This is a genomic window from Propionispira arboris (assembly GCF_900109225.1).
In the GTDB taxonomy this organism is placed as follows: Bacteria; Bacillota; Negativicutes; order Selenomonadales; family Selenomonadaceae; genus Propionispira; species Propionispira arboris.
On record NZ_FNZK01000003.1, the window covers coordinates 51,993 to 73,963 of the forward strand.

The 21,971-nt window shown below is 39.2% G+C and carries 23 protein-coding genes and 1 tRNA gene; 21 read left to right on the forward strand and 3 right to left on the reverse strand.

Features of this window, described 5'->3' with window-relative positions; all coding sequences use genetic code 11:
• The first annotated feature begins 37 nt into the window (after nt 1-37).
• The 11 genes from BMY14_RS03780 (at nt 38) to fusA (ending at nt 11,472) form a co-directional block, all read left to right on the forward strand.
• Complete coding sequence (locus tag BMY14_RS03780) at nt 38-1,423, forward strand: DUF512 domain-containing protein (protein WP_091829717.1); 1,386 nt, start codon at nt 38-40, stop codon at nt 1,421-1,423.
• An 18-nt stretch (nt 1,424-1,441) separates the two neighbouring features.
• Nucleotides 1,442-2,767, forward strand: a complete 1,326-nt coding sequence (gene der, locus BMY14_RS03785; protein ID WP_019553037.1) for a ribosome biogenesis GTPase Der — start codon at nt 1,442-1,444, stop codon at nt 2,765-2,767.
• 28 nt (nt 2,768-2,795) lie between these two features.
• Entirely contained in the window at nt 2,796-3,395 is a 600-nt protein-coding gene (gene plsY / locus BMY14_RS03790; protein WP_091829368.1) for a glycerol-3-phosphate 1-O-acyltransferase PlsY, read from the forward strand.
• Nucleotides 3,396-3,549: 154 nt separating this feature from the next.
• Nucleotides 3,550-3,996 carry an ACT domain-containing protein gene (locus tag BMY14_RS03795; RefSeq protein WP_019553039.1) on the forward strand — a complete coding sequence of 149 codons (447 nt, stop codon included), beginning with the start codon at nt 3,550-3,552 and terminating at the stop codon, nt 3,994-3,996.
• Between the two features lie 33 nt (nt 3,997-4,029).
• Nucleotides 4,030-5,331, forward strand: a complete 1,302-nt coding sequence (locus BMY14_RS03800) for a homoserine dehydrogenase (protein WP_091829370.1) — start codon at nt 4,030-4,032, stop codon at nt 5,329-5,331.
• Between the two features lie 4 nt (nt 5,332-5,335).
• Nucleotides 5,336-6,250, forward strand: coding sequence for a homoserine kinase (thrB, locus tag BMY14_RS03805; RefSeq protein ID WP_091829372.1), 915 nt, complete (start codon nt 5,336-5,338; stop codon nt 6,248-6,250).
• 75 nt (nt 6,251-6,325) lie between these two features.
• Entirely contained in the window at nt 6,326-7,567 is a 1,242-nt protein-coding gene (locus tag BMY14_RS03810) for a tRNA nucleotidyltransferase/poly(A) polymerase-related protein (RefSeq protein WP_091829374.1), read from the forward strand.
• A gap of 126 nt (nt 7,568-7,693) precedes the next feature.
• Nucleotides 7,694-8,212: a gamma carbonic anhydrase family protein gene (locus tag BMY14_RS03815; protein ID WP_019553043.1), complete on the forward strand. Its 519-nt coding sequence runs from the start codon at nt 7,694-7,696 to the stop codon at nt 8,210-8,212.
• Nucleotides 8,213-8,225: 13 nt separating this feature from the next.
• The gene (ndk, locus tag BMY14_RS03820) at nt 8,226-8,642 is read left to right on the forward strand and encodes a nucleoside-diphosphate kinase (protein WP_091829719.1); all 417 of its coding nucleotides are present in this window, start codon (nt 8,226-8,228) and stop codon (nt 8,640-8,642) included.
• Nucleotides 8,643-8,664: 22 nt separating this feature from the next.
• Nucleotides 8,665-9,159, forward strand: coding sequence for a cob(I)yrinic acid a,c-diamide adenosyltransferase (locus BMY14_RS03825; RefSeq protein ID WP_091829376.1), 495 nt, complete (start codon nt 8,665-8,667; stop codon nt 9,157-9,159).
• A 240-nt stretch (nt 9,160-9,399) separates the two neighbouring features.
• Nucleotides 9,400-11,472 carry an elongation factor G gene (gene fusA, locus BMY14_RS03830; RefSeq protein WP_091829378.1) on the forward strand — a complete coding sequence of 691 codons (2,073 nt, stop codon included), beginning with the start codon at nt 9,400-9,402 and terminating at the stop codon, nt 11,470-11,472.
• Nucleotides 11,473-11,565: 93 nt separating this feature from the next.
• On the opposite strand, the gene BMY14_RS03835 is transcribed toward fusA, so the two are convergent.
• Both BMY14_RS03835 and BMY14_RS03840 read right to left on the reverse strand, forming a co-directional pair.
• A tRNA-Gln gene (locus BMY14_RS03835) sits at nt 11,566-11,641 on the reverse strand.
• A gap of 50 nt (nt 11,642-11,691) precedes the next feature.
• A complete protein-coding gene (locus tag BMY14_RS03840; protein ID WP_091829380.1) occupies nt 11,692-13,368 on the reverse strand; it encodes a DUF4127 family protein in 1,677 nt (558 codons plus the stop codon).
• 260 nt (nt 13,369-13,628) lie between these two features.
• Here BMY14_RS03840 and rsmD point away from each other — a divergent pair, with 260 nt between their 5' ends.
• The 3 genes from rsmD to BMY14_RS03855 are packed head-to-tail and all read left to right on the forward strand — an operon-like array spanning nt 13,629 to nt 15,206.
• Complete coding sequence (rsmD, locus tag BMY14_RS03845; protein WP_091829382.1) at nt 13,629-14,204, forward strand: 16S rRNA (guanine(966)-N(2))-methyltransferase RsmD; 576 nt, start codon at nt 13,629-13,631, stop codon at nt 14,202-14,204.
• 19 nt (nt 14,205-14,223) lie between these two features.
• On the forward strand, nt 14,224-14,709 hold the full coding sequence (coaD, locus tag BMY14_RS03850; RefSeq protein ID WP_091829384.1) for a pantetheine-phosphate adenylyltransferase: 486 nt from the start codon (nt 14,224-14,226) through the stop codon (nt 14,707-14,709).
• 47 nt (nt 14,710-14,756) lie between these two features.
• Entirely contained in the window at nt 14,757-15,206 is a 450-nt protein-coding gene (locus BMY14_RS03855; RefSeq protein WP_091829386.1) for an ATP synthase subunit B family protein, read from the forward strand.
• Between the two features lie 14 nt (nt 15,207-15,220).
• On the opposite strand, the gene BMY14_RS03860 is transcribed toward BMY14_RS03855, so the two are convergent.
• Complete coding sequence (locus tag BMY14_RS03860; RefSeq protein WP_091829388.1) at nt 15,221-16,459, reverse strand: nucleotidyltransferase; 1,239 nt, start codon at nt 16,457-16,459, stop codon at nt 15,221-15,223.
• 144 nt (nt 16,460-16,603) lie between these two features.
• Between BMY14_RS03860 and BMY14_RS03865 the strand changes: the two genes are divergently transcribed.
• The 7 genes from BMY14_RS03865 (at nt 16,604) to fabD (ending at nt 21,971) form a co-directional block, all read left to right on the forward strand.
• Nucleotides 16,604-17,107, forward strand: a complete 504-nt coding sequence (locus BMY14_RS03865; protein WP_091829390.1) for a YceD family protein — start codon at nt 16,604-16,606, stop codon at nt 17,105-17,107.
• 45 nt (nt 17,108-17,152) lie between these two features.
• Nucleotides 17,153-17,335 (forward strand): 50S ribosomal protein L32, encoded by a 183-nt coding sequence (gene rpmF / locus BMY14_RS03870; protein ID WP_019553053.1) that lies wholly within the window; start codon nt 17,153-17,155, stop codon nt 17,333-17,335.
• Between the two features lie 136 nt (nt 17,336-17,471).
• Complete coding sequence (gene fapR, locus BMY14_RS03875; RefSeq protein WP_019553054.1) at nt 17,472-18,029, forward strand: transcription factor FapR; 558 nt, start codon at nt 17,472-17,474, stop codon at nt 18,027-18,029.
• Between the two features lie 16 nt (nt 18,030-18,045).
• Nucleotides 18,046-19,074, forward strand: a complete 1,029-nt coding sequence (gene plsX, locus BMY14_RS03880; RefSeq protein WP_091829392.1) for a phosphate acyltransferase PlsX — start codon at nt 18,046-18,048, stop codon at nt 19,072-19,074.
• Nucleotides 19,055-20,059, forward strand: coding sequence for a beta-ketoacyl-ACP synthase III (locus BMY14_RS03885; protein WP_019553056.1), 1,005 nt, complete (start codon nt 19,055-19,057; stop codon nt 20,057-20,059). Before plsX ends, BMY14_RS03885 begins: the two co-directional genes overlap by 20 nt.
• Nucleotide 20,060: 1 nt before the next feature.
• Complete coding sequence (fabK, locus tag BMY14_RS03890) at nt 20,061-21,008, forward strand: enoyl-[acyl-carrier-protein] reductase FabK (RefSeq protein WP_091829394.1); 948 nt, start codon at nt 20,061-20,063, stop codon at nt 21,006-21,008.
• A gap of 21 nt (nt 21,009-21,029) precedes the next feature.
• Nucleotides 21,030-21,971 (forward strand): ACP S-malonyltransferase, encoded by a 942-nt coding sequence (gene fabD / locus BMY14_RS03895; RefSeq protein ID WP_019553058.1) that lies wholly within the window; start codon nt 21,030-21,032, stop codon nt 21,969-21,971.

Below are 21,971 nucleotides of genomic sequence, written 5' to 3' on the forward strand. Positions count from 1 at the left end.
ATCGGTTTAACTTTCATAGGGTAAGGTGATTGGATTGATAACACATAAAGGAATTATTGTCAACATTGAACCAGATAGTTTAGCGGAAGAAATCGGCCTGGAAATTGGCGATAAAATTATCGAGATCAATGGTCAAAATTTGCGAGATATCATTGATCTTAGTTTTGCTTTGGCGGAGGAAGAAATTGAGCTGCTGGTTGAGAAAAAAAACGGTGAACAAGAAGTTATTGAATTTGATAAAGAATATGATGAGAAACTTGGCGCAGAGTTTGAATCGGCTGTTTTTGATGGAATTCGCTGCTGTGGTAACCGCTGCTGGTTCTGTTTTGTCGATCAAATTGCACCCAATATGCGTGCCAGTCTGTCGGTCAAAGATGATGATTATCGCATGTCTTTTTTATATGGGAATTTTGTGACACTTACGAACACTAAACCGGAAGATTTTGAGCGCATTAAGAAACTGCATTTGACACCATTATTCGTTTCGGTGCATACAACAAATGGTCAGCTTCGTGCCAAGATGCTGCAAAATAAACGTGCGGCTGATATCATGTTGCAACTGAACCATTTAAAAGAGGCTGCGGTAGAATTTCATACACAAATTGTATTATGCCCTGGAATCAATGATGGCGAAGAATTGGAAAAAACCATTCATGATTTGATGCAGATGCAGCCATATGCTCAAACGCTGGCGATTGTTCCCGTAGGTTTGACGAAATATCGCGAAGATTGTTATCCCTTGGCAATGTTTAGCCAGGAAGAAGCGTCGAGAGTGATTGATCAAGTTGAACGCTGGCAAAAAATAAATCGCAATAAAACGGGAAAATCATTTGTATACTTAGGTGATGAATTTTATTTTCTGGCGAAACGTGAAATCCCGCCTGCCAAAGAATATGATGGCTTTCCACAACTCGAAAATGGTATAGGTCTTACCCGTAATTTTCTCTCTGAATGGGATGAAATTACAGATAATGTTTGCAATCCTTACGCGAAGCAGATATACTTAGATATTGTATGCGGTAAATCAGCAGGTTCGGTATTGACTTCTTTACTCGAACAGCTTGATATACCAAATTTATCAGTTCGGGTTGTTGCGATTGAAAATGAATTTTTTGGAAAAGAAATCACAGTTACGGGGCTCTTGACAGGGCAGGACATTTTAAAGAATTTAAAAGATCACCAAGGAAAACGGACTGGTGTCATTATTCCAGGGTCAGCACTACGTACTGGCGAAGATGTTTTTTTGGATGATTATTCATTAGCGGATTTACAGCGAGATTTGGGCGTGGATGTGAAGGTTGCCTATAATGGCGGTGAACTTAAACGTTTGTTGCAATCGTGGCATGAGCATCCGATGACATTAGATGTCAATCCGAATGTATATACTTGGCAAAGTAATGCAGCATATAGTAAGAATAAATAGTAAAGACAGGTGAGATGAATGAGCAAACCAATTGTGGCGATTGTTGGTCGTCCAAATGTGGGTAAGTCCACACTTTTTAATCAAATTGGGAAAAAACGTGTATCGATTGTTGAAGATTTTCCCGGTGTGACCAGAGATCGTATTTACATGGATGCAGAATGGTTGAATCATCAATTTACAATGATTGATACGGGTGGTATTGAAATTGAAACAACGGATGATATGCTTACTTCGATGCGTTATCAAGCTAAGATTGCGATTGAGGAAGCAGATGTGATCGTGTTCGTAGTTGACGGCAGGTCTGGGATAACGAATGCGGATGAAGCCGTAGCTCATATTTTGCGTACCACTAAAAAACCAATTGTTTTGGCAGTAAATAAGGTAGACAGCCCAAATCGTGAAATGGATGTTTATGAGTTTTATAAATTAGGACTCGGTGAGCCGATTCCGATTTCTGCATCAAATTCCTTAAATCTTGGGGATTTATTGGATGGGATTGTAGAAGCTTTTCCAGATCATGCCGAAGAAGCACGAGAAACCGATGAAATCAGCATTGCAGTAATTGGTCGGCCGAATGTTGGTAAATCATCTTTAGTGAATTTAATAATTGGTCAGCAACGTTCTATTGTCAGTGATGTTGCGGGGACAACACGTGATGCTATTGATACACATTTTGTAAGAGATGATACAAAATTTATCTTGATTGATACAGCTGGCATGCGCCGTAAAAGTAAAATTGATTTGCCGGTAGAACGATATAGCGTTATGCGTGCTTTGCGCGCAGTGGATCGTTCGGATGTTGTGCTAATGGTTATTGATGCTGTCGATGGTGTTACGGAGCAGGATAAGAAAATTGCCGGGTATGCACATGAAGCGGGAAAAGGTGTCGTTCTTGTCGTAAATAAATGGGATCTAATTGAAAAAGATGATAAGACGTCACTTCGTTTTACGGAAACTGTACGCGATGAACTTGGCTTTTTGCAATATGCACCGGTATTGTATACATCAGCTTTAACGAAACAACGTGTTCATAGAATTACAGAACTGGTAAAATACGTGGCAGAACAACAAGCGATGCGTATTCAAACGAGTGTACTAAATACACTCTTAATGGATGCTATATCGATTAATCCACCACCAGCTCATAAAGGAAAACGTCTGAAGATCCTCTTTATGACACAGGTTGATATTAAACCACCAACCTTTATTGTATTTGTCAATGATCCGGAACTTATGCATTTTTCATATCTGCGATTCTTAGAAAATAAATTGCGTGATAGTTTTGGCTTTGAAGGGACACCTCTAAAGTTGGTCGTTAGAGGTCGTAAAGAAGAAGATGAATAAATAACAAAGTGAATGGGGAGGCGATAAAATGGGACTTTTTTTCGCTGGCATTTTAAGTTATTGTCTTGGATCGATTCCAAGTGGTTTACTTTTTGGAAAATATATTTGGGGTGTCGATCTTCGTGAACATGGCAGTAAAAATATCGGTGCAACCAATGCTTGGCGTATTTTGGGTAAAGGACCGGGACTCTTAGTATTTACCGCTGATTTACTAAAAGGTGTTCTCGGTGTTGCTTTAGGACTTTATTTTGTTGGGACGCCGTTGGCTATGATTTTGGGTGGAATCGCAGCTATTGTAGGTCATGGCTGGTCGATCTTTTTAGGCTTTAAAGGCGGTAAAGGTGTGGCTACCGGTCTTGGTGTTATTGCAATGCTGATGCCGCATGTGACGCTTGTTATTCTAGGGGTATGGATTGTCATTGTATTTTTTAGCAAATATGTATCGTTGGGATCAGTGATTGCAGCAGCCTTGGTTCCAATTGCTGCGTATATATTTGATGAGCCATTGGAGTTTTTGTATTTTGGCATTGTTGCGGCAATTTTTGTGATTTGCCGACATAAAACGAATATTGAGCGTTTAATAAATGGTACTGAATCGAAGATTCGATCCGGACATATAAATAAGTAAAACCGACTAGTTCGGATAAAAATGCTCGCGCATGATTCATTTTGTGATAAGCGGGCATTTTTTATTGATTATCTATTGTAAATTGTAAATAAAAGATGGTATAATGTCTACTGAGTATAGAATATCATCCATTGGAAGAGTACGGAGGCTGAACATGAATAAAGAAAAATCTGGCTTTTTTTTGGTAAGAGAAGAAATTTTACCAGAAGCAATAAAAAAAACAATCCGCGTTAAGGAAATGCTGAAACGTGGTGAAGCGAGAACAATTAATGAGGCTGTTGAAAAAATGGAGCTCAGTCGTAGTGCATATTATAAATATAAAGATTATGTATTTCCATTTTATGAAGCGAGTCAAAATAAAATTGTAACATTGACATTTTTGCTGGAACATAAGCAAGGTGTTTTATCAAGTGTATTAAATACGATTTCCGCTGATTCAGGAAGTGTATTAACAATTAATCAGGGAATACCACTGCAGGGGGTTGCGAATGCCACGGTATCTATTGAAACGGCAAACTTGGTGGTGGATTTGGAAGCACTTCTTGATAAATTGAGAATGGTTGAGGGTGTAAAACGCTTGGAAGTATTAGGGCAAGCGTAAGGAAAACAACTGGCGGAAAGGACTGGATAGTGAATGAAGGATAAGATAAAAATAGGCTTATTAGGTTTGGGTACAGTTGGTGCAGGGGTATGTAAAGTTCTGACGGAAAATGCTCATGAAATTTCACAGAAAGTCGGACGGGCAGTAGAAGTTAAAACGGTTTTAGTGCGTGATGTCAATAAGAAACGCAATATCGTTGGTGATTTTGTGATTACCGATAAAATTGAGACCATATTAGATGATCCTGAAATTGACATTGTGATTGAACTTATGGGTGGTATCGAGCCATCCCGTACGTATATGCTGCGTGCACTGCAGTCGGGGAAAAATGTTGTTACCGCAAATAAAGATGTTGTTGCTGAGCATGGAAAAGAGATGTTTGAAGCGGCTGAGTCGGCAGATGTTGATTTCATGTTTGAAGCAAGTGTCGGTGGCGGTATTCCAATTATTACACCACTGAAACAATGTTTAACTGCCAACAAAATAACGGAAGTAATTGGTATTGTCAATGGGACAACGAATTACATGCTGACTAAAATGACCAAAGAGGGCATGGATTATAATACTGTATTAGCGGAAGCCCAAGCGAAGGGCTATGCTGAATCCGATCCTACAGCTGATGTGGGGGGGCTGGATGCAGCCCGCAAAGCCGCGATTTTATCATCGATCGCTTTTAATACGAGAGTTACTCTCGATAAAGTCTATGTGGAAGGCATTACAAAAATTACACCGCAAGATGTTGAATATGCTACCGAATTAGGCTATGTCATAAAATTATTGGCAATCGCAAAAGATTCGCCGGAAAATGGTGTGGATGTACGTGTACACCCGGCTTTTGTGCCAAAAGCACATCCATTGGCAGCGGTTAATGATGTTTTTAATGCAATTTTTGTCAAGGGTAATGCAATTGGCGAAGCAATGTTTTATGGTCGAGGGGCAGGCGCATTGCCGACAGCATCTGCTGTTGTGGCTGATGTGGTTGATGTTTCCCGTGATATCGTAAACCAGACTTTTGGTCGTATTCGTTGTACTTGTTTTGAAGATAAAAAGTTTTGTCCTGTAGAAAATACAGTGTCTTCTTATTATGTACGCTTACTGGTTGAAGATCAGCCAGGTGTTTTAGGCTCTATTGCCTGTGCATTTGGGGATCAAGGTGTTAGTTTGAATTCGGTAATTCAAACAAGACGTGTGGCAAATCAAGCGGAAATCGTTGTGATTACGCATTGTGTAACGGAGGCAAATCTGCGGAAGGCAACGCACGTATTAAATGAATTGCCGGTTGTTACCGAGATTCGTAATGTGATTCGTGTAGAGAAATCGCAGGAGGTCAATTGAATACATGGTGGAAGATAAGACGGTAAAAGTAAAAGTACCGGGAACTACGGCTAATTGTGGTCCGGGTTTTGACTCATTGGGAATAGCTTGCAATCTTTATAATGAATTAGAGCTTACTTTACACAAAAAAGGTAAACTGGTGATTGAAATCATGGGCGAAGGTGCGCAAAACATTCCTTGTGATGGGCGTAATGTTGTTTGGAAATCGATTCAATATTTGCTTCATCGAGCAAATGTTGAATATCAAGGTGCTTATATAAAAATGCTAAATCGTGTGCCGCTGTCCCGTGGTCTTGGCAGCAGTGCTGCGGCTATTGTCGCTGGTCTTACTGCCGCGAATTATGCAATTGGAAATCGTTTTACGTCTCAGGAAATTTTTGTGATGGCTACGGATATTGAAGGACATCCAGACAATGTTGCTCCGGCAATTTTTGGCGGAATGACATTGAGTATTCTTCGTAAAGATGGTGAGCCGGAATGTTTGTCTTTTTTTCCTAAAATTGATTTACAGCTTATTGTTACAGTTCCTGAGTTTTCTTTATCAACAAAAGCAGCCCGCAAAGTATTGCCAGTTGTTGTTCCACTCAAAGATGCTGTTTTTAACGTTGGGCGGGCAGCGCTTTTAGTTGGTGCACTTTGCGAAGGTAAAACGGAGTTTTTGAAGCATGCTTTTGAAGATTGTCTCCATCAACCATATCGTGAAAAACTGATTCCGGGTATGTACGATGTATTTGCTGCGGCGGGGGAAAATGGAGCTTTGGGAGCAGCGATGAGTGGAGCGGGTCCTTGTTTAATCGCTTTTACTGAGAAAAATGGTGACACAATTGGCACAGCGATGGTTGCTGCTTTTAAAGAACATAACGTCAAAGCAAAATATTTACTTTTGACGATTGATAAAAAAGGAGCATGCCTGCTATAAGGCGAAACTAAGAAAGCAACAGGCATTTTTGCCTGTTGCTTTCTTAGTTTGAGTTGGGCTTTTGAGGTGTTTAATATGAATGAAAAAGTTTTTATGGATCGAATCCAAGAAAATGACGGAAAAGTCTATATTGTGGGGGGCTGGGTTAGAGATCAATTGAGGCAGATAAAAGAAAAAGATAAAGACTATGTAATCACTGGAATCACGGAAATGAAGTTCAAAGCAGCATTTCCGACCGCTTCGAAGGTTGGAAAATCATTTCCTGTATATTTGCTCGAAATTGATGGGAAGATTTGTGAAATTGCTTTTGCCCGTAAAGAAAGAAAAACAGGCAGTGGCTATAAGGGTTTTGCTGTTTTTTATGATGCTTCGGTTACAATTGAAGAAGATTTGTATAGGCGGGATACGACGATGAATAGTATTGCTCTTGCACTGCCAAATGGAGAGTTAATTGATCCATATCGTGGACAGGCAGATATTAAAAATAAAAAGATTCGGGCGATATCGGAGCATTTTTTAGAAGATCCAGTTCGAGCACTGCGGGCAGCACGGCAGGCGGCACAAACTGGGTTCTCAATTGAATCGGAAACGGTTCTTATGATGAAAGCTTGTCGGAGCGAATTGATTCGCGAACCGCAGGCGAGAATCTTGAAGGAATTGACGCTGGCTTTGGGATCAAGCCAGCCATCCTGTTTTTTTCGCTATCTTGCTGAGGCGGAGATTTTGTCTGTAACCTTTCCTGAAATTTTTGCCTTGATTGGTAAAACCCAGCCGGCTGCGTTTCACTCAGAGGGGGATGCTTTTGAACACAGTATGTTTATATTAGATCAAGTTGCAAAAAAAACGGAACGCCTCGAAGTTCGTTTTTCAGCATTGGTTCATGATATCGGCAAAGGTGATGATACAAAACCCGATCTTTTGCCACATCATTATGGGCATGAGCTCGTTGGCAGAGAAATTCTGGCAGATTGGAACAGGCGGATGCAGTTGCCTAAGATTTGGCTGCAGTGTGCAACTGTGATTATTTCGGAACATATGCGGGCACCACATCTAAAAAAAATTGGTGAAATCATCGATTTACTTTTATTGCTCGATAAAAATCCCTTGCGAGTCGAAGGCTTTAATTTGATTATTGAGGCAGATCATAAAGGATTACCTGCCTACCTGCAAGAATATAAACGATATTTGCAGACAATTTACAAAGTGCGTGGTACGAATAAACCGGCAGCCTTGCAGGGCAGCGATATTGGTATCTGGATACGTCAGCAACGCATTTTAGCGTGCCAAAAAATGCTTGGAGTTAAAATGAAACGGTAACACTTATTTTCTGGTTTTATCTAGCACTTTATTTACATTTATGAGGAAAATATTGTATAATGAAAAGAGACTGTAAATTGGAAGTATCTGTGTAGTATAATGTAAGATTGTGAAGGAGTGGTAAAAATGTCTGAAAATTTGATTATGCCTTACAAATCTTTAACACCAAAAATTGATCCGAGTGTTTTTGTCGCGGATCGAGCTACGATTATCGGTGATGTGACAATGGAGGAAGGTTCAAGTACTTGGTTTAATACAGTTTTGCGCGGTGATATTGAACGTATCCATATCGGTAAATATACAAATATTCAGGATAATACAACAATTCATGTAATGGGAAATCAACCAACAATTATTGGTGACTATGTTACAATCGGGCATAATGCGGTGATTCATTGTAATAAAGTCGGGAATAATTGTCTAATTGGCATGGGTGCTATTTTGCTGGGCTATTGTGAAATTGGTGAAAATACTATTATTGCCGCGGGGACAATTATTACACAACATAAAAAAATTCCACCAAATTCAATGGTTATGGGGGCTCCAGGGAAAATTATTAGACCGTTGCGTGATGATGAAATCGCAGCCATTCATCAATCGGCTATTAATTATAATTTAGTGGCGCAAGAATATATGAAGAAATAGGAGTTTTAACATGATAGAAAATACATTGGTTTTGATTAAGCCAGATGCTTTTGATAAAAAATATACGGGCAGGATTCTTACTTGTTATGAAGAAAATGGTCTTAAGATTAAAGCATTGAAGCTATTAAAAATGACACCTGAGCTTGCGGCAAAACATTATGCAGAGCATATTGGTAAAGATTTTTATGATGAATTAGTTGGTTTTATGACCTCCGCACCGCTGGTGGCAATGGTTTTAACAGGAGAAAATGCGATTGCTAAAGTTAGAGCTTTAAATGGGGCGACGAATCCTGAAAAAGCAGCAGCAGGTACAATTCGCAAAGAATATGCGCAAAGTGTGCAGCATAATGCCGTACATGCTTCGGATGGACTTGAAAGTGCCGCGCGAGAGATTCACATTTTCTTTAATGAAACAGAAATATTTGATTGATTTCTGATTTGGAGGAATAGGTATGAGTGTTTATACGAAAACAGGTGACCAGGGAACAACTGGATTACTTACGGGTGAACGAATTGCTAAAAATTCATGCAGGGTTGAAGCTTATGGTTCGGTTGATGAAATCAACTCAGCTTTAGGTTTGGCACGTGCTTTATGCAGCAAGGCTTTCGTAAAAGAAAAAATCAAAGAATTACAAAAATTGAATATGATGCTTATGGCAGATTTGGCCAGTATTGCGCCAAAGGACTATATTACAGAAGCGCATGTTCATGAACTAGAAAAATCAATTGATGATTTGGAGGCGAAACTTCCACCCCTTACTGCATTTATTACAGCGGGTGATAGCGCAGGCGGAGCCGCACTTGATTTTGCAAGAACCGTTACCAGGCGGGCAGAACGCAGGACTTTGGAACTTGCTGCATCTGAACAAATCAATAAAAATGTACTGCTGGTTTTGAATCGTTTATCTGATTTATGTTTTGTACTTATGCGAACTGAAGAGCTATAATATGTACGGGGGATTGTTTGAGAAAAACAATCCCCATTTTGCGTGAAGCTAATTTATAAAATGCAACAAATAAAAAGGAATCTGATCTGCTTTTAGAGAATATATAAGCAAAGCTATATAGGTTGTGTTAAAGGATGGGGTCTTTTAGCAGTCTGTCAGGGCTGGTAAGCAACTCTTTTTTATTCATAGTCTTTAGTTCAATTTATATAGAAAAATCTGGGTGATTGGGAGGGGATTTTTTTGAAAGAATATAGCAGTAAAAATTTACGCAATATTGCGATTATTGGACATGGAAAATGTGGTAAAACGACTTTGGCGGAAGCTTGTTTATTTAATGCCGGAGCTGTGAAGCGTTTGGGGAAAGTTGACGATGGTACAGCAGCTACAGATTTCGATCCAGAAGAAATCAAAAGAAAACTCAGTATCAGCAGTGCGCTGGCTTCGTGTGAATGGCAAGGGTACAAACTGAATTTTATAGATACACCTGGTTATCCAGATTTTTTTGGTGATGTCGAAGGTGCCTTACTGGCAGCGGACAATGCATTGGTGGTGTTATCGGCACCATCAGGGATTGAAGTAGAAACAGAACGTGTCTGGAAGTATGCAAGTGATATCGGTTTGCCACGGGCTGTTTTTATTAATAAAATGGATCGTGAACATGCCGATTTTGAAGGCGTGGTTTCGCAGCTCCGTATGAAGTTTGGCCCTGGCGTGGTTCCAATTCAAATCCCTATTGGTCATGCAGCAGCCTTTCAAGGCGTTGTAGATTTGCTTACAATGCACACGAAGATTGTTACCGTGAAAGATGATGTAGTTGAAGGCGGTATTCCAGAATATCTAGCGGCTGAGGTGGAACAGGCTCGCCAAAAATTAATTGAAGTAGTTGCTGAGTATAATAATGAATTATTAACAAAATACATAGAGGGGGAAGAAATTACCGAAGTGGAATTGGCCGCGGCACTCATTGAGGGAATTCATTCAGCTAAGATTTTTCCGGTACTTTGTGGTTCTGGTTATCGCAATGTTGGTGTAATGAAAATGATGAATGCTATGGTTGAATATATGCCTGTCCCTTATTTTAAAACTTCACTCGGTACAGATCCTGACAACGGCGATTTGCTTGAACGTAAAACAGAAGGTGCTTTTTCCGGTCAGGTTTTTAAAACATTGGTTGATCCATTTGTCGGTCGGCTTAGTTTTATAAAGGTTCTATCCGGTGTTTTAAAAAGTGAATCCTATGTTTACAATGTCAATATTAAAAAGAATGAACGTATTGGTAATATTGTCACTATGCAGGGAAAACGGCAGGAACATGTTAATTGTATCAATGCTGGTGATATCTGTATGGTGGGAAAACTACAAGAAACCAATACGGGAGATACTCTTTGTGATAAAAATTCACCAATTTTGTATGAAAAAATAGTGTATCCAAAATCAATGCTGACAATGGCAATCAGTCCTAAAAACAAAGGCGATGAAGAAAAAATCGGTAGTGCTTTGACTAAGATGAAAGATGAAGATCCGACACTTTGTTTGGGGAAAAATTCCGAGACAAAAGACTTTTTAATCAATGGGATTGGCGAAGTGCAGCTTGAAATCGTCATTGAAAAAATGAAGCGTAAATATGGAGTGGAAGCTTGTCTGCATCAATCTATTGTTCCATATCGTGAAACGATTAAGAAAAAGGTTAAGGTGGAAGGCAAACACAAAAAACAAAGTGGCGGGCATGGACAATTTGGTCATGTTTGGCTGGAAATCGAACCCTTGGAACCAGGTGCAGGCAATGAATTTATCGAAAGTATTTTTGGTGGAGCAGTGCCAAGACAATATATACCAGCTGTGGAAAAAGGTACTTTTGAAACATTACAGGCTGGAGTGCTTGCCGGTTATCCTGTCGTTGATGTCAAAGTCAATTTAGTGGATGGTTCCTACCATAATGTCGATTCATCCGAACTGGCATTTAAGGTTGCAACAGCACAGGCAATAAAAAAAGGTGTTATGGATGCAGTGCCAGTGCTTTTAGAGCCGATTTATCAGGTGGTTATTGAGGCACCTGAATATTATACGGGTGATGTAATCGGCAGTCTTAATACCAAAAGAGCGCATATTTCATCTACGGATGTTCGGGATGATGGCAGCGGACGAATTTGTGCTGAAGTTCCATTAGCGGAATTAAATAAATATGCTACCCATTTGCGTTCATTGACGCAAGGCCGTGGCACGTTTGATATGGAATTTTCACATTATCAAGAGCTTCCTGTTAAACTTGCAGAATTGATTATTTTAGACTATCAGCATAAAAAAGCACAATAATACGAAAAAAGCAGCGATTACTAAATCGCTGCTTTTTTCGTATTGGATTTATAATATTGCGATTCCGATACTGGAATTACATAAAAAACATAATGGCTGGGGTAGCTGGACTCGAACCAACGAATGCGGGATTCAGAATCCCGTGCCTTACCAACTTGGCGATACCCCAAAAGATGTGTTCTCAACAGTTCAACATTATACATAAATAAAGCATGAAAGTCAATAATCAATTTTCCCCAACGATAATGTAGCTTCTAAATAAATTTCAAAGGTTCGTGGCCAGGGATAAGACGCCTCGATTTGTATATCATTAATTTTGAGTAATAAATCACCATCGGTGGTATGTACCGGGATAGATTGTTTATAGGCTTTACTGTATTTTAAAAGTGTTGTTCGTTTCGTGAGACCTGTTTGCAGCATATCGTTGGCCCATTTGTAATTATGGTCAAGGTCCAGATCATTCACATTTGTAAAACCGGATTTTTTGAGATTTACATTTACAAGATCAATGACTTCTTTTAAATAATAATAATCTTCTACGTAGCGATTGTTCAGAAATGTAAGGTTGTTTTTATAGAGCAGCAATGCATTCGCTGATGAAAGTGGAGTCCTCAGTTTTTCGGTAAAAAGTGAAGCTTGGGTGATTGCCGTGCCAACCGCATTGCTGGTTGTATTCCAGCCGGCATAGGCAATTAACTGGTTTAACGGGATATTGTGGTTTAGTAAAATAGGAAAAAGGGTTTCCTCTGCTAAAAAATGTTTACTTAAATCAACTAAGGCAACTTTGTAATTTTGTTTCAGGAAACCTTCAATTTTTTTCGTGCTTTGTATTCGTTGACTGAGATTTTTTTCGTTGCCAATATAGACATATAAAATAAAGTCAGCTGCCACTGGATTATTCACGAGTTGTCCGTTTACCAAGGCTATCTTTTCTTTGACGGTTGTTGCTACGGAACATGGCATATAAGGCATGATGGTTTTAGGTGCTGCCTCATCGCAGTATTCAACGTAAATTTTAGGCTGATAAGACTCCTGCTTATTATTAATGTCGCTAAGTAGTGTAAGTGCAACTTCGTCGGCACCTCGTGTGCTGGTAACTTGACTGGAATAAATATTTTCTTGATGTAAGTACCTCTGGATTTGTCTTTTTTCCATATTGGGAATTCCAAAATCTTGGCCATCGTCTTGGGCGATGATGAGCTTGGTTAAGACACCCTGTTTAGCTAAAGCACTCAGCTTTTCATTGAGCAGTGTGTTTTTTGTGTAAAGTGATTTATATTTTTCAATAATTTCAGGTTTGATCTTTTTTTGTATTTGATTTAATTCATCAAGATCAAGGGGGTTTTCGAAAGTAGCAAGTTCATCAAGTAATCTTGAGTATTTTATGAGGGCTTTTTGATCTTTATAATTGTCAATACTGGCAGTGGGATAGATACGCGGTAAGATATTGAAAGCATATATCGGGATTTTAAGATTATCAGCGTGCAGTTTTTCTAAAAAATCCAGAGCTTCTATTTCATCGCTTTCTTTACTGCGCGCTTCACGTGAGGCAAGCAAGCCGCCATGAATCAGCTGATCAATGGAAATAATGGCGGCATCTGCCTGCTTTATATTTTCTGCCAGCCATAAGCGCAGTGCTTTTGTATCACCGGATTGCGTATAGTAATCAAGGATGTTTGGTGGTGGAACGATTACTTTAATATTCGCAATTTTGCCCGCATCAACCACAAACTGTCGGCATGGGGGACGGCTGTCAAGGGGCAGCAAAATAACAGTATGCGTATAAATTTGTTTGGTTTCAACTGGTGCAGCTGCTTGAAACCTTTGGGTCGTATAATTAAAATAAACAACTAGACTCGATATAAAAACAACGAAAAATAGCCAGCGCAGCTTCACAAAACATCATCCTTTTGCTATGAAAAAATTATTACCATCGTATTATAACATAAATGGAGTACTATTGACCTACGTGTAATAGTTCACTAACACGGGAAAGTATGGTAAAATGAAAGCAATTAATTATTAATATATAAGTGGCATTAAATATTCTATATCTCAATCGTCAGGAATAGGGTATCCCTATACCCCATTCCTGGCAGACTGATAGATTGGATGTAATTTCTTTAATGCGTTCTATATAGTTTTGGAGTAGATATATGAGAATCATAACAGGGAAAGCAAAGGGCTGCAAACTTAAAACACCAAAAGGAATGAGCACAAGACCAACAGCTGATCGCATTAAAGAATCTTTGTTTAATATTTTAAACGCGGATATAGCGGGCACGCATGTACTGGATATTTTTGCTGGAACTGGAAACTTGGGCTTAGAGGCGCTCAGTCGTGGTGCTATCGATGCAGTATTTATTGATCAAAGTGTCGATAGTGTAAATATCATTAAACAAAATGCTGAACATACAAAATTAACGGAAGCAACAGAAATTATCAAATGCGATGTGTTCACAGCAATGAAAAAATTACAACGGTTGGGTAAAAAATTTGATATTGTTTTTTGTGACCCACCATATAATAAAAATTTATGCCAAAAAGCATTACTACTTTTTGACGAAATGGATCTATTGACAAGTGAAGCCCTTGTAATTATGGAACATGCCGCGGAGGATTCTTTGGAACTGAATTTACAGAATATCGTACTTTTTCGGAATCAGCGCTATGGGGCGACGACGCAGATCAGTATTTTTATCAGAAAAACAGATTTTTTAACAGATTGTTAATTGAAATGGAGGCGGGAGTATGAAAATTGCTGTATGTCCGGGGAGTTTTGACCCAGTGACGAATGGGCATATCGACATTATAGAACGAGCTAGTACGATGTTTGATGAACTCATTGTTGGTGTATTTCATAATGTAAATAAAAAACCTTTATTTACGATGCAAGAGCGAGTAACTTTGCTGGCGGAGGCGACGAAACATCTTAAAAACGTACGAGTTACTTCTTTTCACGGATTGTTGAACGAATACGTAAAACAACAGGGTTCACGTATTATTGTAAGAGGTCTTCGGGCGATGAGTGATTTTGAATACGAATTTCAAAGAGCTCTTTTACTAAAACACCTGGATCCGGAAATCGAGACTGTTTTCATGATGACCAGTAATGAATATTCATTTTTGAGTTCATCAGGAATTCGTGAATTAGCGAATTTTCAAGGTGAAATTAAAGGACTTGTGCCAAAATGTGTAGAAATAGCAATTAAACAAAAAGTTCAAAATAAAAGTTGAATAGAAATTTTATAAATTTAACGAAAAGATGAAGGTAGGCTGGATATATGGCTGTAAATGAAATTTTAGATGAAATTGAAAATTTAGTAGTGGATGCTAGACGCGTTGTTTTCACCAACAAATGCATTATTGAAGAAGATGATTTGATCCGTCTTGTTGATGATTTGAGAAATGCACTGCCAAATGAAATTCAAAATGCGGGTCAAGTTATGCAAGAACGCCAGCAAATACTTGATGAAGCAAAAAGAGAAGCAAATAAAATTGTTGAGCAGGCAAAAAATTATGGTGAAAAATTAGTAGCCGAACACGAGATCGTAAAGCAGGCTCAAAATCAAGCAAGTGAAATTATGGAAAAAACAATTCAAAATTCAAATGAACTTAAAGAGGATTCTGTAAAATATGCAAATCAGGTTTTTGATCATTTATTATCAGGGATGAATAGCACACTCGATGTTGTTCAACAAGCCAAAGCAGATTTAAACCAAGGCAGTAAATAATATAGACGTATTATTTAGCGTTTAATATACATAGGTGAGGTCAGAAAATCTAACCCGCCTATCTGGGCTGGGGAAAAGCAAAGTGCATATAGATCGGTTGCATACGTATCGATGGCAAGCATGCTCTCAAGCAACGAAAGTTGAGAATGAGAGCGTTTTGTGCTGTCTAAAAAATTAGTTGTTTTCGTGATGATTGGGATGCTGGCAGTTCTTTTGAGTTCATGCAAGATTTCACGCCCTTTCATATTGAAGGCCAAAACTCTGGCATAGAGCGGTCCACTTTGATCAAAGGCGGCAATAGATTGCTTGGTGGTACCCAGCAAACAATGCAGAACAAGTCTGTGCAGCCGACTCATGGGATAGCGTTTGCTTTTTGTTAAAGCTAAAAGCTCCGTTAAATCCCTGCTTTGCAAAGCGGCTTTGGCGATTTTGTATTCAAGACCTTCGGAAATCCCCGTGATATTTTTTAATTCTGGTTGTTTTATTTTGCGAAGTAAAGCAAGTATACTGGTACTGAGTAAATCCATTGATGGCAGGGCTGCACTATTTTGGCAGAATGTCTCAATTGTTTGATAAGTTTCTAACGGGACGGACTGCTTTATTAAAGAAAAATTTGGAGAAGAGCTGTATAGTTCTTTGCGAATCGCACCAGCGCTGGCAAGATCACCTGAAATTATTCCACTGTGGTAAGGGGCAGCAGCACGCTCGATTGGTAGTATTTTTTGCTTTGTTTTGAAAATTTTTATTGCATTTAAATATTCAACTGCTAAAATAGTATTTGGCTGTGATAAAATAGCTGCTGGAATGGAATGCGTTTTACTTATCGCAGTACTCAACGCCGCCGCATAGGATTGACCGGATTTTAAATTGGTGTGTAATTCTTCCGTGATGGCTGGATCAAGTGAGGCTGACGAAACTTTTTCCAGAAGTGAAAGGTCTGCATGTTCACTGCCAAAAGATATGTAACGAATGTTGAGGCTGTTTAAGAGCCGTATGCCGCCTCTGGCAAAGTCTTGTGCACTGCGCACGGTAAAGACACAAGGAAGCTCTATGACAAGATCTACACCTGAATTGACAGCCATAGCAGCGCGAGTCCATTTGCTAAAAAGTGCTGGTTCACCACGCTGCGTGAAGTTGCCGCTCATGATGCAGATTGTATAATCGAGTTTGGATTTTTTTTTTGCTTCCGTTATTTGATGGAGATGTCCGTTGTGAAACGGATTATATTCAGCAATAATACCAATGGATTCCATAAGAGACCACCTTTCGTTTACTATATTTTACCATGATAAATAAATTTTTGTATAGTTTGGCTGAGAAAAATCAAAAAGTAAGACAAGGAGAAACCCTTGACAAATGATATTCTGGCCGCTATAATAGATTGAGGTTGATGCTAAATGATGAGAGTAAGTATTGTACAGTTGGAATCAGACATTGGAAGTGCATATTCATTTACATTTACGACTTCTGCTAATGAAATTGACTTAGTTCACGAAACCTATTCTATTGAAGGAAAAATAGAAGTGAAAGGTTCTATTGTGAATACGGGAAAAGTTTATCGTGTGGAAGGCGTTATTTATTGTAAAAAATCTTTTCAATGTGACCGCTGTCTCGAACATTTTGTACACGATCAGAAGCATTCTTTTGATGAAAGTTATAAAAAAGAAGCAGAAGATCAAAATGAAAATGTAAATTATTTTAACGGTGACGCGCTTGACCTTACGGACTTAGTTCGTGATGTGATCTTGCTTTCACAGCCGTTGAATAATATATGTAGTCCTGATTGTCGCGGGTTATGCATGAAGTGCGGTGCTAATCTAAACGAAACAGAATGTGGTTGCGATCGCCATATTGTGGATCCTAGGCTTGCAGCATTACAAGAAGCTTTAAATAAGGAATAGCTTGGAATTGATCACAACGGTGATCCTTTTAAGGAGGTGTAATAAATGGCAGTACCTAAGCGTAAAATGTCGAAAGCTCGTCGTGACAAACGCCGTGCAAACTGGAAGTTAACAGCCCCTGGTTTTATTGCATGTCCGCAATGTCATGAACCAAAAATGCCACATCATGTATGTCTGGATTGTGGTTATTATGATGGTAAACAAGTTATTGCAGCAGCAGCTGAATAAAAGTCTTCAGAATGAGCAAGATATAAGTTACTTATATCTTGCTCATTCTTTTTACTTGCCTTTTAGCTAAAAAGTCGTTATAATATTTAATTGTAACTGGTTATAGTATCTAGTACTAAAAATAGGTGATAATCATATGGTGCGTATAAAAAAAAGAATCAGACAACAGTTGTTGTTGGATCAGGTAAAAGAAAAGCCGTTTCTTACGGATGAAGAACTGGCGAAAATTTTGCAGGTTAGCATCCAGACGATTCGGCTTGATCGATTAGAGCTTGGAATGCCTGAGTTGCGTGAACGTGTCAAAAAAATGGCAGAAAACGCACAAAATAAGGTTAAATCTATTGGCCGAGGCGAAGTAGTTGGAGAACTCATTGATCTTGAACTTGGAAAATCGGGTATATCACTCATGAAAATTACAGAAGAAATGGTGTTTGAAAAAACGCAGGTTGCACGTGGACATTATGTGTTTTCACAAGCGAATTCTTTAGCACTTGCGATTATTGATGCACCTTTGGCTGTGACTGGTGTAGCGAATGTAAAATATAAAATTCCAGTTCATGTTGGTGAGAAGTTAGTTGCCAAGGCAGAAATTATGCGTAAACGAGGGAATAAATACTTTGTTTGGGTTAAAACAAAAAATGAAACACAGGAAGTATTTAGAGCTAAATTTATAATGGTTTCATTGGAGAGTTAATGGAGGGACCTAGTGTATGAAAATTGCAGTTGATGCTATGGGTGGGGATTTTGCTCCTGAACAAATCGTGCTAGGTGCGATTGCAGCTGCGAAACAATATGATTGTGAAGTCGTTTTAGTTGGCGATGAAAATAAAGTAAAAGCGGAGCTAAATAAAAGTCCTCATTGGCAGGATTTGAAAATATCGATTTATCATGCAAGTGATGAAATTGGTATGGCCGAACATCCTGGTGCAGCCGTAAGACGAAAAAAAGATGCATCAATCGTTGTTGCTACCCGTCTTGTAAAAGACGGGACTTGCGATGCGGTGCTTTCAGCAGGCAGTACGGGTGCTGCAGTGGCTTCAGCTTTATTTGGCCTTGGCCGGATAAAGGGTATTGATCGTCCGACAATAGCAACGCCGATGCCAACGGTAAATGGTGTTACTCTTTTATTGGATTCAGGGGCAAATATCGACAGTAAACCACAACATTTGGTACAAAGTGCTTTAATGGGATCAATTTATGCAGAATATGTTTTTGGTATAAAAAGTCCCAGAGTTGGACTTTTAAATATTGGTGAAGAATCAACAAAAGGTAATGAACAGGCACTTGCTACGTATCCACTTTTGCAAGAGATGAAAACAATTAATTTTCAAGGGAATGCCGAAGGTCGGGATATTCCTCGCGGTACATTCGATGTAGTGGTTTGTGATGGGTTTGTTGGGAATGTTGTGCTGAAATTTGCTGAAGGTTTAGCAAAAACTATTATGAAGCTGATTAAAGAGACAATCAAAGGCGGCGGCTGGTTAGCAAAAGCCGGGGCAGTTTTGCTTGTGCCAACATTTAAAAAATTAGCGAAGAAAATGGATTATGCTGAGTACGGCGGCGCTCCTTTGTTAGGTGTTAATGGATGCTATATCATTTGCCATGGCAGTTCTAATGCAAAAGCAATTCGTAGTGCCATTGGGGTTGCAAATGAATATGTGAAGAATAATGTTTTGGAACACATCAGTGATAGTATAGCAAAGGAGGAGATATTGAATAATGATAGTGACGGAAAATAGTGTTGGTATTATCGGCGTCGGGTATTATGTACCAGAAAAGATTTTAACCAATTTTGATTTAGAAAAAATGGTTGATACAAACGATGAATGGATTGTCGATCGGACCGGAATTCGTGAACGTCGAATTGCGGAAGATGATGTTCCTACATCGCAGCTTGCCATTAAAGCTGCTCAAAATGCAATTGACAATGCAGGCATTAAAGCGGAAGAACTTGATTTGATTATTGTAGCTACGCTCACATCAGACCGGACGATTCCATCTACAGCTTGTATTTTACAAGATAAATTAGGGGCAACGCATGCAGCTGCATTTGATTTATCGGCAGCGTGTTCGGGCTTTGTTTATGCAATGAGTGTTGGAACTCAGTTTATTAAAACGGGTGTTTATAAAAAAGTTTTGGTTGTTGCAGCTGAAACTTTATCGAAATATATTAACTGGAAAGACCGCAATACCTGTGTCTTATTTGGTGATGGTGCTGGTGCGGCTGTTTTAGGTCAAGTAGACGATGGTTATGGGATACTGGGCATTGATCTTGGCTCGGATGGGGCTGGGGCAGAATGTCTTGATATACCGGCTAGCGGGAGTCTCCATCCAGCATCTTTGGAAACGATTGCTAGTAATATGCATTATATTCATATGAACGGCAGTGAAGTTTTTAAGTTTGCCATAAAAGTAATGGGCAGTACCGTTTTGAAATCTTTAGAACGGTCTGGTCTCACAAAAGATCAAATTGATTGTCTTATTCCCCATCAGGCAAATATTCGTATTATCCAATCGGCAGCTAAAAGATTGCATTTGCCGATGGAAAAAGTAGTTGTTAATGTGGCACAGTATGGTAATACTTCCGCAGCATCGATTCCCATTGCTTTGGCGGAAGCAGTGCAGGCAAAACGCTTTAAAAAAGGCGATGTAATAGCTATTGCCGGATTTGGTGCAGGGCTTACATGGGCATCGTGCATTATGAAATGGGCTAAGGAGGACTAGCATGTTTGGTAATAATGTTATTTGCAAATTGTTACATATTCAGTATCCTATATTTCAGGGTGGTATGGCATGGATTGGTACGGCTGAACTGGCTTCTGCGGTATCGAATGCTGGTGGTTTAGGGATTATTGGTGCTGGACATATGCCTCCAGATATTTTGCGAGCGGAAATTCAAAAAGTTAAAAGTTGGACGAATAAACCGTTTGGTGTTAATATCATGTTAATGTCACCTTTTGTTAAAGAAGTAATGCAGGTTGTTGTTGATGAGAAAGTGCCGGTTGTTACAACTGGTGCAGGAAATCCTGGCGAGTATATTCCGGCTTTAAAAGCAATCGGTAGTAAAATCATTCCGGTTGTAGCTTCAGTAGCGTTAGCAAAACGCCTCGCACGTACTGGTGTTGATGCTGTTATTGCTGAAGGAACAGAAAGCGGCGGTCATATTGGTGAAATCACTACAATGGCACTTGTGCCGCAAATTGTTGATGCCGTCGATATTCCTGTAATTGCAGCAGGTGGAATTGGTGATTCACGAGGTCTTGCGGCAGCGTTTGCCCTTGGTGCGCAAGGGGTCCAGATTGGTTCTCGTTTTGTGCTTTCGAAAGAATGCATTGCACATGACAATTATAAAAATTCTGTACTGAAAGCTAAAGATCGTGCGACTGTCGTCACGGGCAGATCAACAGGCCATCCAGTTCGTGTTATCGGTAATAAACTGACGCGTGAATATTTAGAACTGGAAAAAACAGGCGTATCTGTTGACGAATTAGAGAAACTTGGTGCTGGCAAACTTCATCTTGCAACGCATAAGGGTGATGTGGAGAATGGATCGGTTATGATCGGTCAAATTTCCGGACTGCTTCATGAATTGAAATCTGTGGATGAAATCATTCATGATCTTGTAGATGGATTGTCTGGTGTTATGAATACAATAGAAGAAAATTGTAAATAAAATACATAGAGGAGCATTGTAATGAGTAAAATTGCATTTGTATTTCCAGGTCAGGGTTCGCAGACTGTTGGCATGGGAAAAGAATTCTATGAAAAATATGATGTAGCAAAAAAAATATTTAAAGCAGCGGATGAATCCTTGGGGTTTTCCATTATGGATATGTGTTTTAATGGTCCTGAAGAATCTCTCCGTTTGACAGCAAATACACAACCAGCTATTCTTACGATAAGTGTAATTTGTCATGAAATATTAAAAGAGCATGGGATTGCACCTGAAATAGTTGGGGGACATAGTCTTGGTGAGTATTCGGCTCTTGTGGCAGCGGGTGTTTTGAAATTTGAAGATGCTGTATGCCTTGTCAATAAACGTGGTGCTTTCATGCAGGAAGCTGTTCCAGTTGGACAGGGAGGCATGGCTGCTGTTATTGGGCTTGACAGGAATGTTATAATTGAAATTTGTGAAAAGATTTCAAAAGATAATCTTGTACAGGCTGTTAATTTTAATTGTCCAGGACAGGTTGTAATTGCCGGCACGACAAAAGGCGTGGAACAAGCATCAGAACTCTTAAAAGAAGCTGGTGCGAAGAAATGTGTGATTTTACCAGTGAGCGCGCCATTTCATAGTGCACTCATGAAACCAGCAGCTGATAAATTGGCAGTTGAACTCGATAAAGTAACGATTGCTGATGCATTGATACCAGTGGTAACAAATGTTACTGGGACAATCTTAACAAAGGCAGATGAAATAAAAGCAAGTCTTATTGCCCAAGCTGCAAGTCCAGTGAAATGGGAAGACTGTGTTGCTGAAATGAAAAATTTTGGTGCGGATATCTATGTAGAAGTGGGACCAGGTAAAGTTTTGAATGGTTTTAACAAACGTATTGATAAAACACTGAAGAGTTTAAATGTGGAAAATCTTGAATCTTTACAAAAAACGCTTGATTATTTCAAGGAGGTTCGCTAA

Excerpts from the sequence above, each read along its gene's own strand:
- der (WP_019553037.1), top strand. The coding sequence starts at position 1,442 with ATGAGCAAACCAATTGTGGCGATTGTTGGTCGTCCAAATGTGGGTAAG.
- plsY (WP_091829368.1), top strand. The coding sequence starts at position 2,796 with ATGGGACTTTTTTTCGCTGGCATTTTAAGTTATTGTCTTGGATCGATT.
- BMY14_RS03795 (WP_019553039.1), top strand. The coding sequence starts at position 3,550 with ATGAATAAAGAAAAATCTGGCTTTTTTTTGGTAAGAGAAGAAATTTTA.
- BMY14_RS03800 (WP_091829370.1), top strand. The coding sequence starts at position 4,030 with ATGAAGGATAAGATAAAAATAGGCTTATTAGGTTTGGGTACAGTTGGT.
- thrB (WP_091829372.1), top strand. The coding sequence starts at position 5,336 with ATGGTGGAAGATAAGACGGTAAAAGTAAAAGTACCGGGAACTACGGCT.
- BMY14_RS03810 (WP_091829374.1), top strand. The coding sequence starts at position 6,326 with ATGAATGAAAAAGTTTTTATGGATCGAATCCAAGAAAATGACGGAAAA.
- BMY14_RS03815 (WP_019553043.1), top strand. The coding sequence starts at position 7,694 with ATGTCTGAAAATTTGATTATGCCTTACAAATCTTTAACACCAAAAATT.
- BMY14_RS03825 (WP_091829376.1), top strand. The coding sequence starts at position 8,665 with ATGAGTGTTTATACGAAAACAGGTGACCAGGGAACAACTGGATTACTT.
- rsmD (WP_091829382.1), top strand. The coding sequence starts at position 13,629 with ATGAGAATCATAACAGGGAAAGCAAAGGGCTGCAAACTTAAAACACCA.
- coaD (WP_091829384.1), top strand. The coding sequence starts at position 14,224 with ATGAAAATTGCTGTATGTCCGGGGAGTTTTGACCCAGTGACGAATGGG.
- BMY14_RS03855 (WP_091829386.1), top strand. The coding sequence starts at position 14,757 with ATGGCTGTAAATGAAATTTTAGATGAAATTGAAAATTTAGTAGTGGAT.
- BMY14_RS03860 (WP_091829388.1), bottom strand. The coding sequence starts at position 16,459 with ATGGAATCCATTGGTATTATTGCTGAATATAATCCGTTTCACAACGGA.
- BMY14_RS03865 (WP_091829390.1), top strand. The coding sequence starts at position 16,604 with ATGATGAGAGTAAGTATTGTACAGTTGGAATCAGACATTGGAAGTGCA.
- rpmF (WP_019553053.1), top strand. The coding sequence starts at position 17,153 with ATGGCAGTACCTAAGCGTAAAATGTCGAAAGCTCGTCGTGACAAACGC.
- fapR (WP_019553054.1), top strand. The coding sequence starts at position 17,472 with ATGGTGCGTATAAAAAAAAGAATCAGACAACAGTTGTTGTTGGATCAG.
- plsX (WP_091829392.1), top strand. The coding sequence starts at position 18,046 with ATGAAAATTGCAGTTGATGCTATGGGTGGGGATTTTGCTCCTGAACAA.
- BMY14_RS03885 (WP_019553056.1), top strand. The coding sequence starts at position 19,055 with ATGATAGTGACGGAAAATAGTGTTGGTATTATCGGCGTCGGGTATTAT.
- fabK (WP_091829394.1), top strand. The coding sequence starts at position 20,061 with ATGTTTGGTAATAATGTTATTTGCAAATTGTTACATATTCAGTATCCT.
- fabD (WP_019553058.1), top strand. The coding sequence starts at position 21,030 with ATGAGTAAAATTGCATTTGTATTTCCAGGTCAGGGTTCGCAGACTGTT.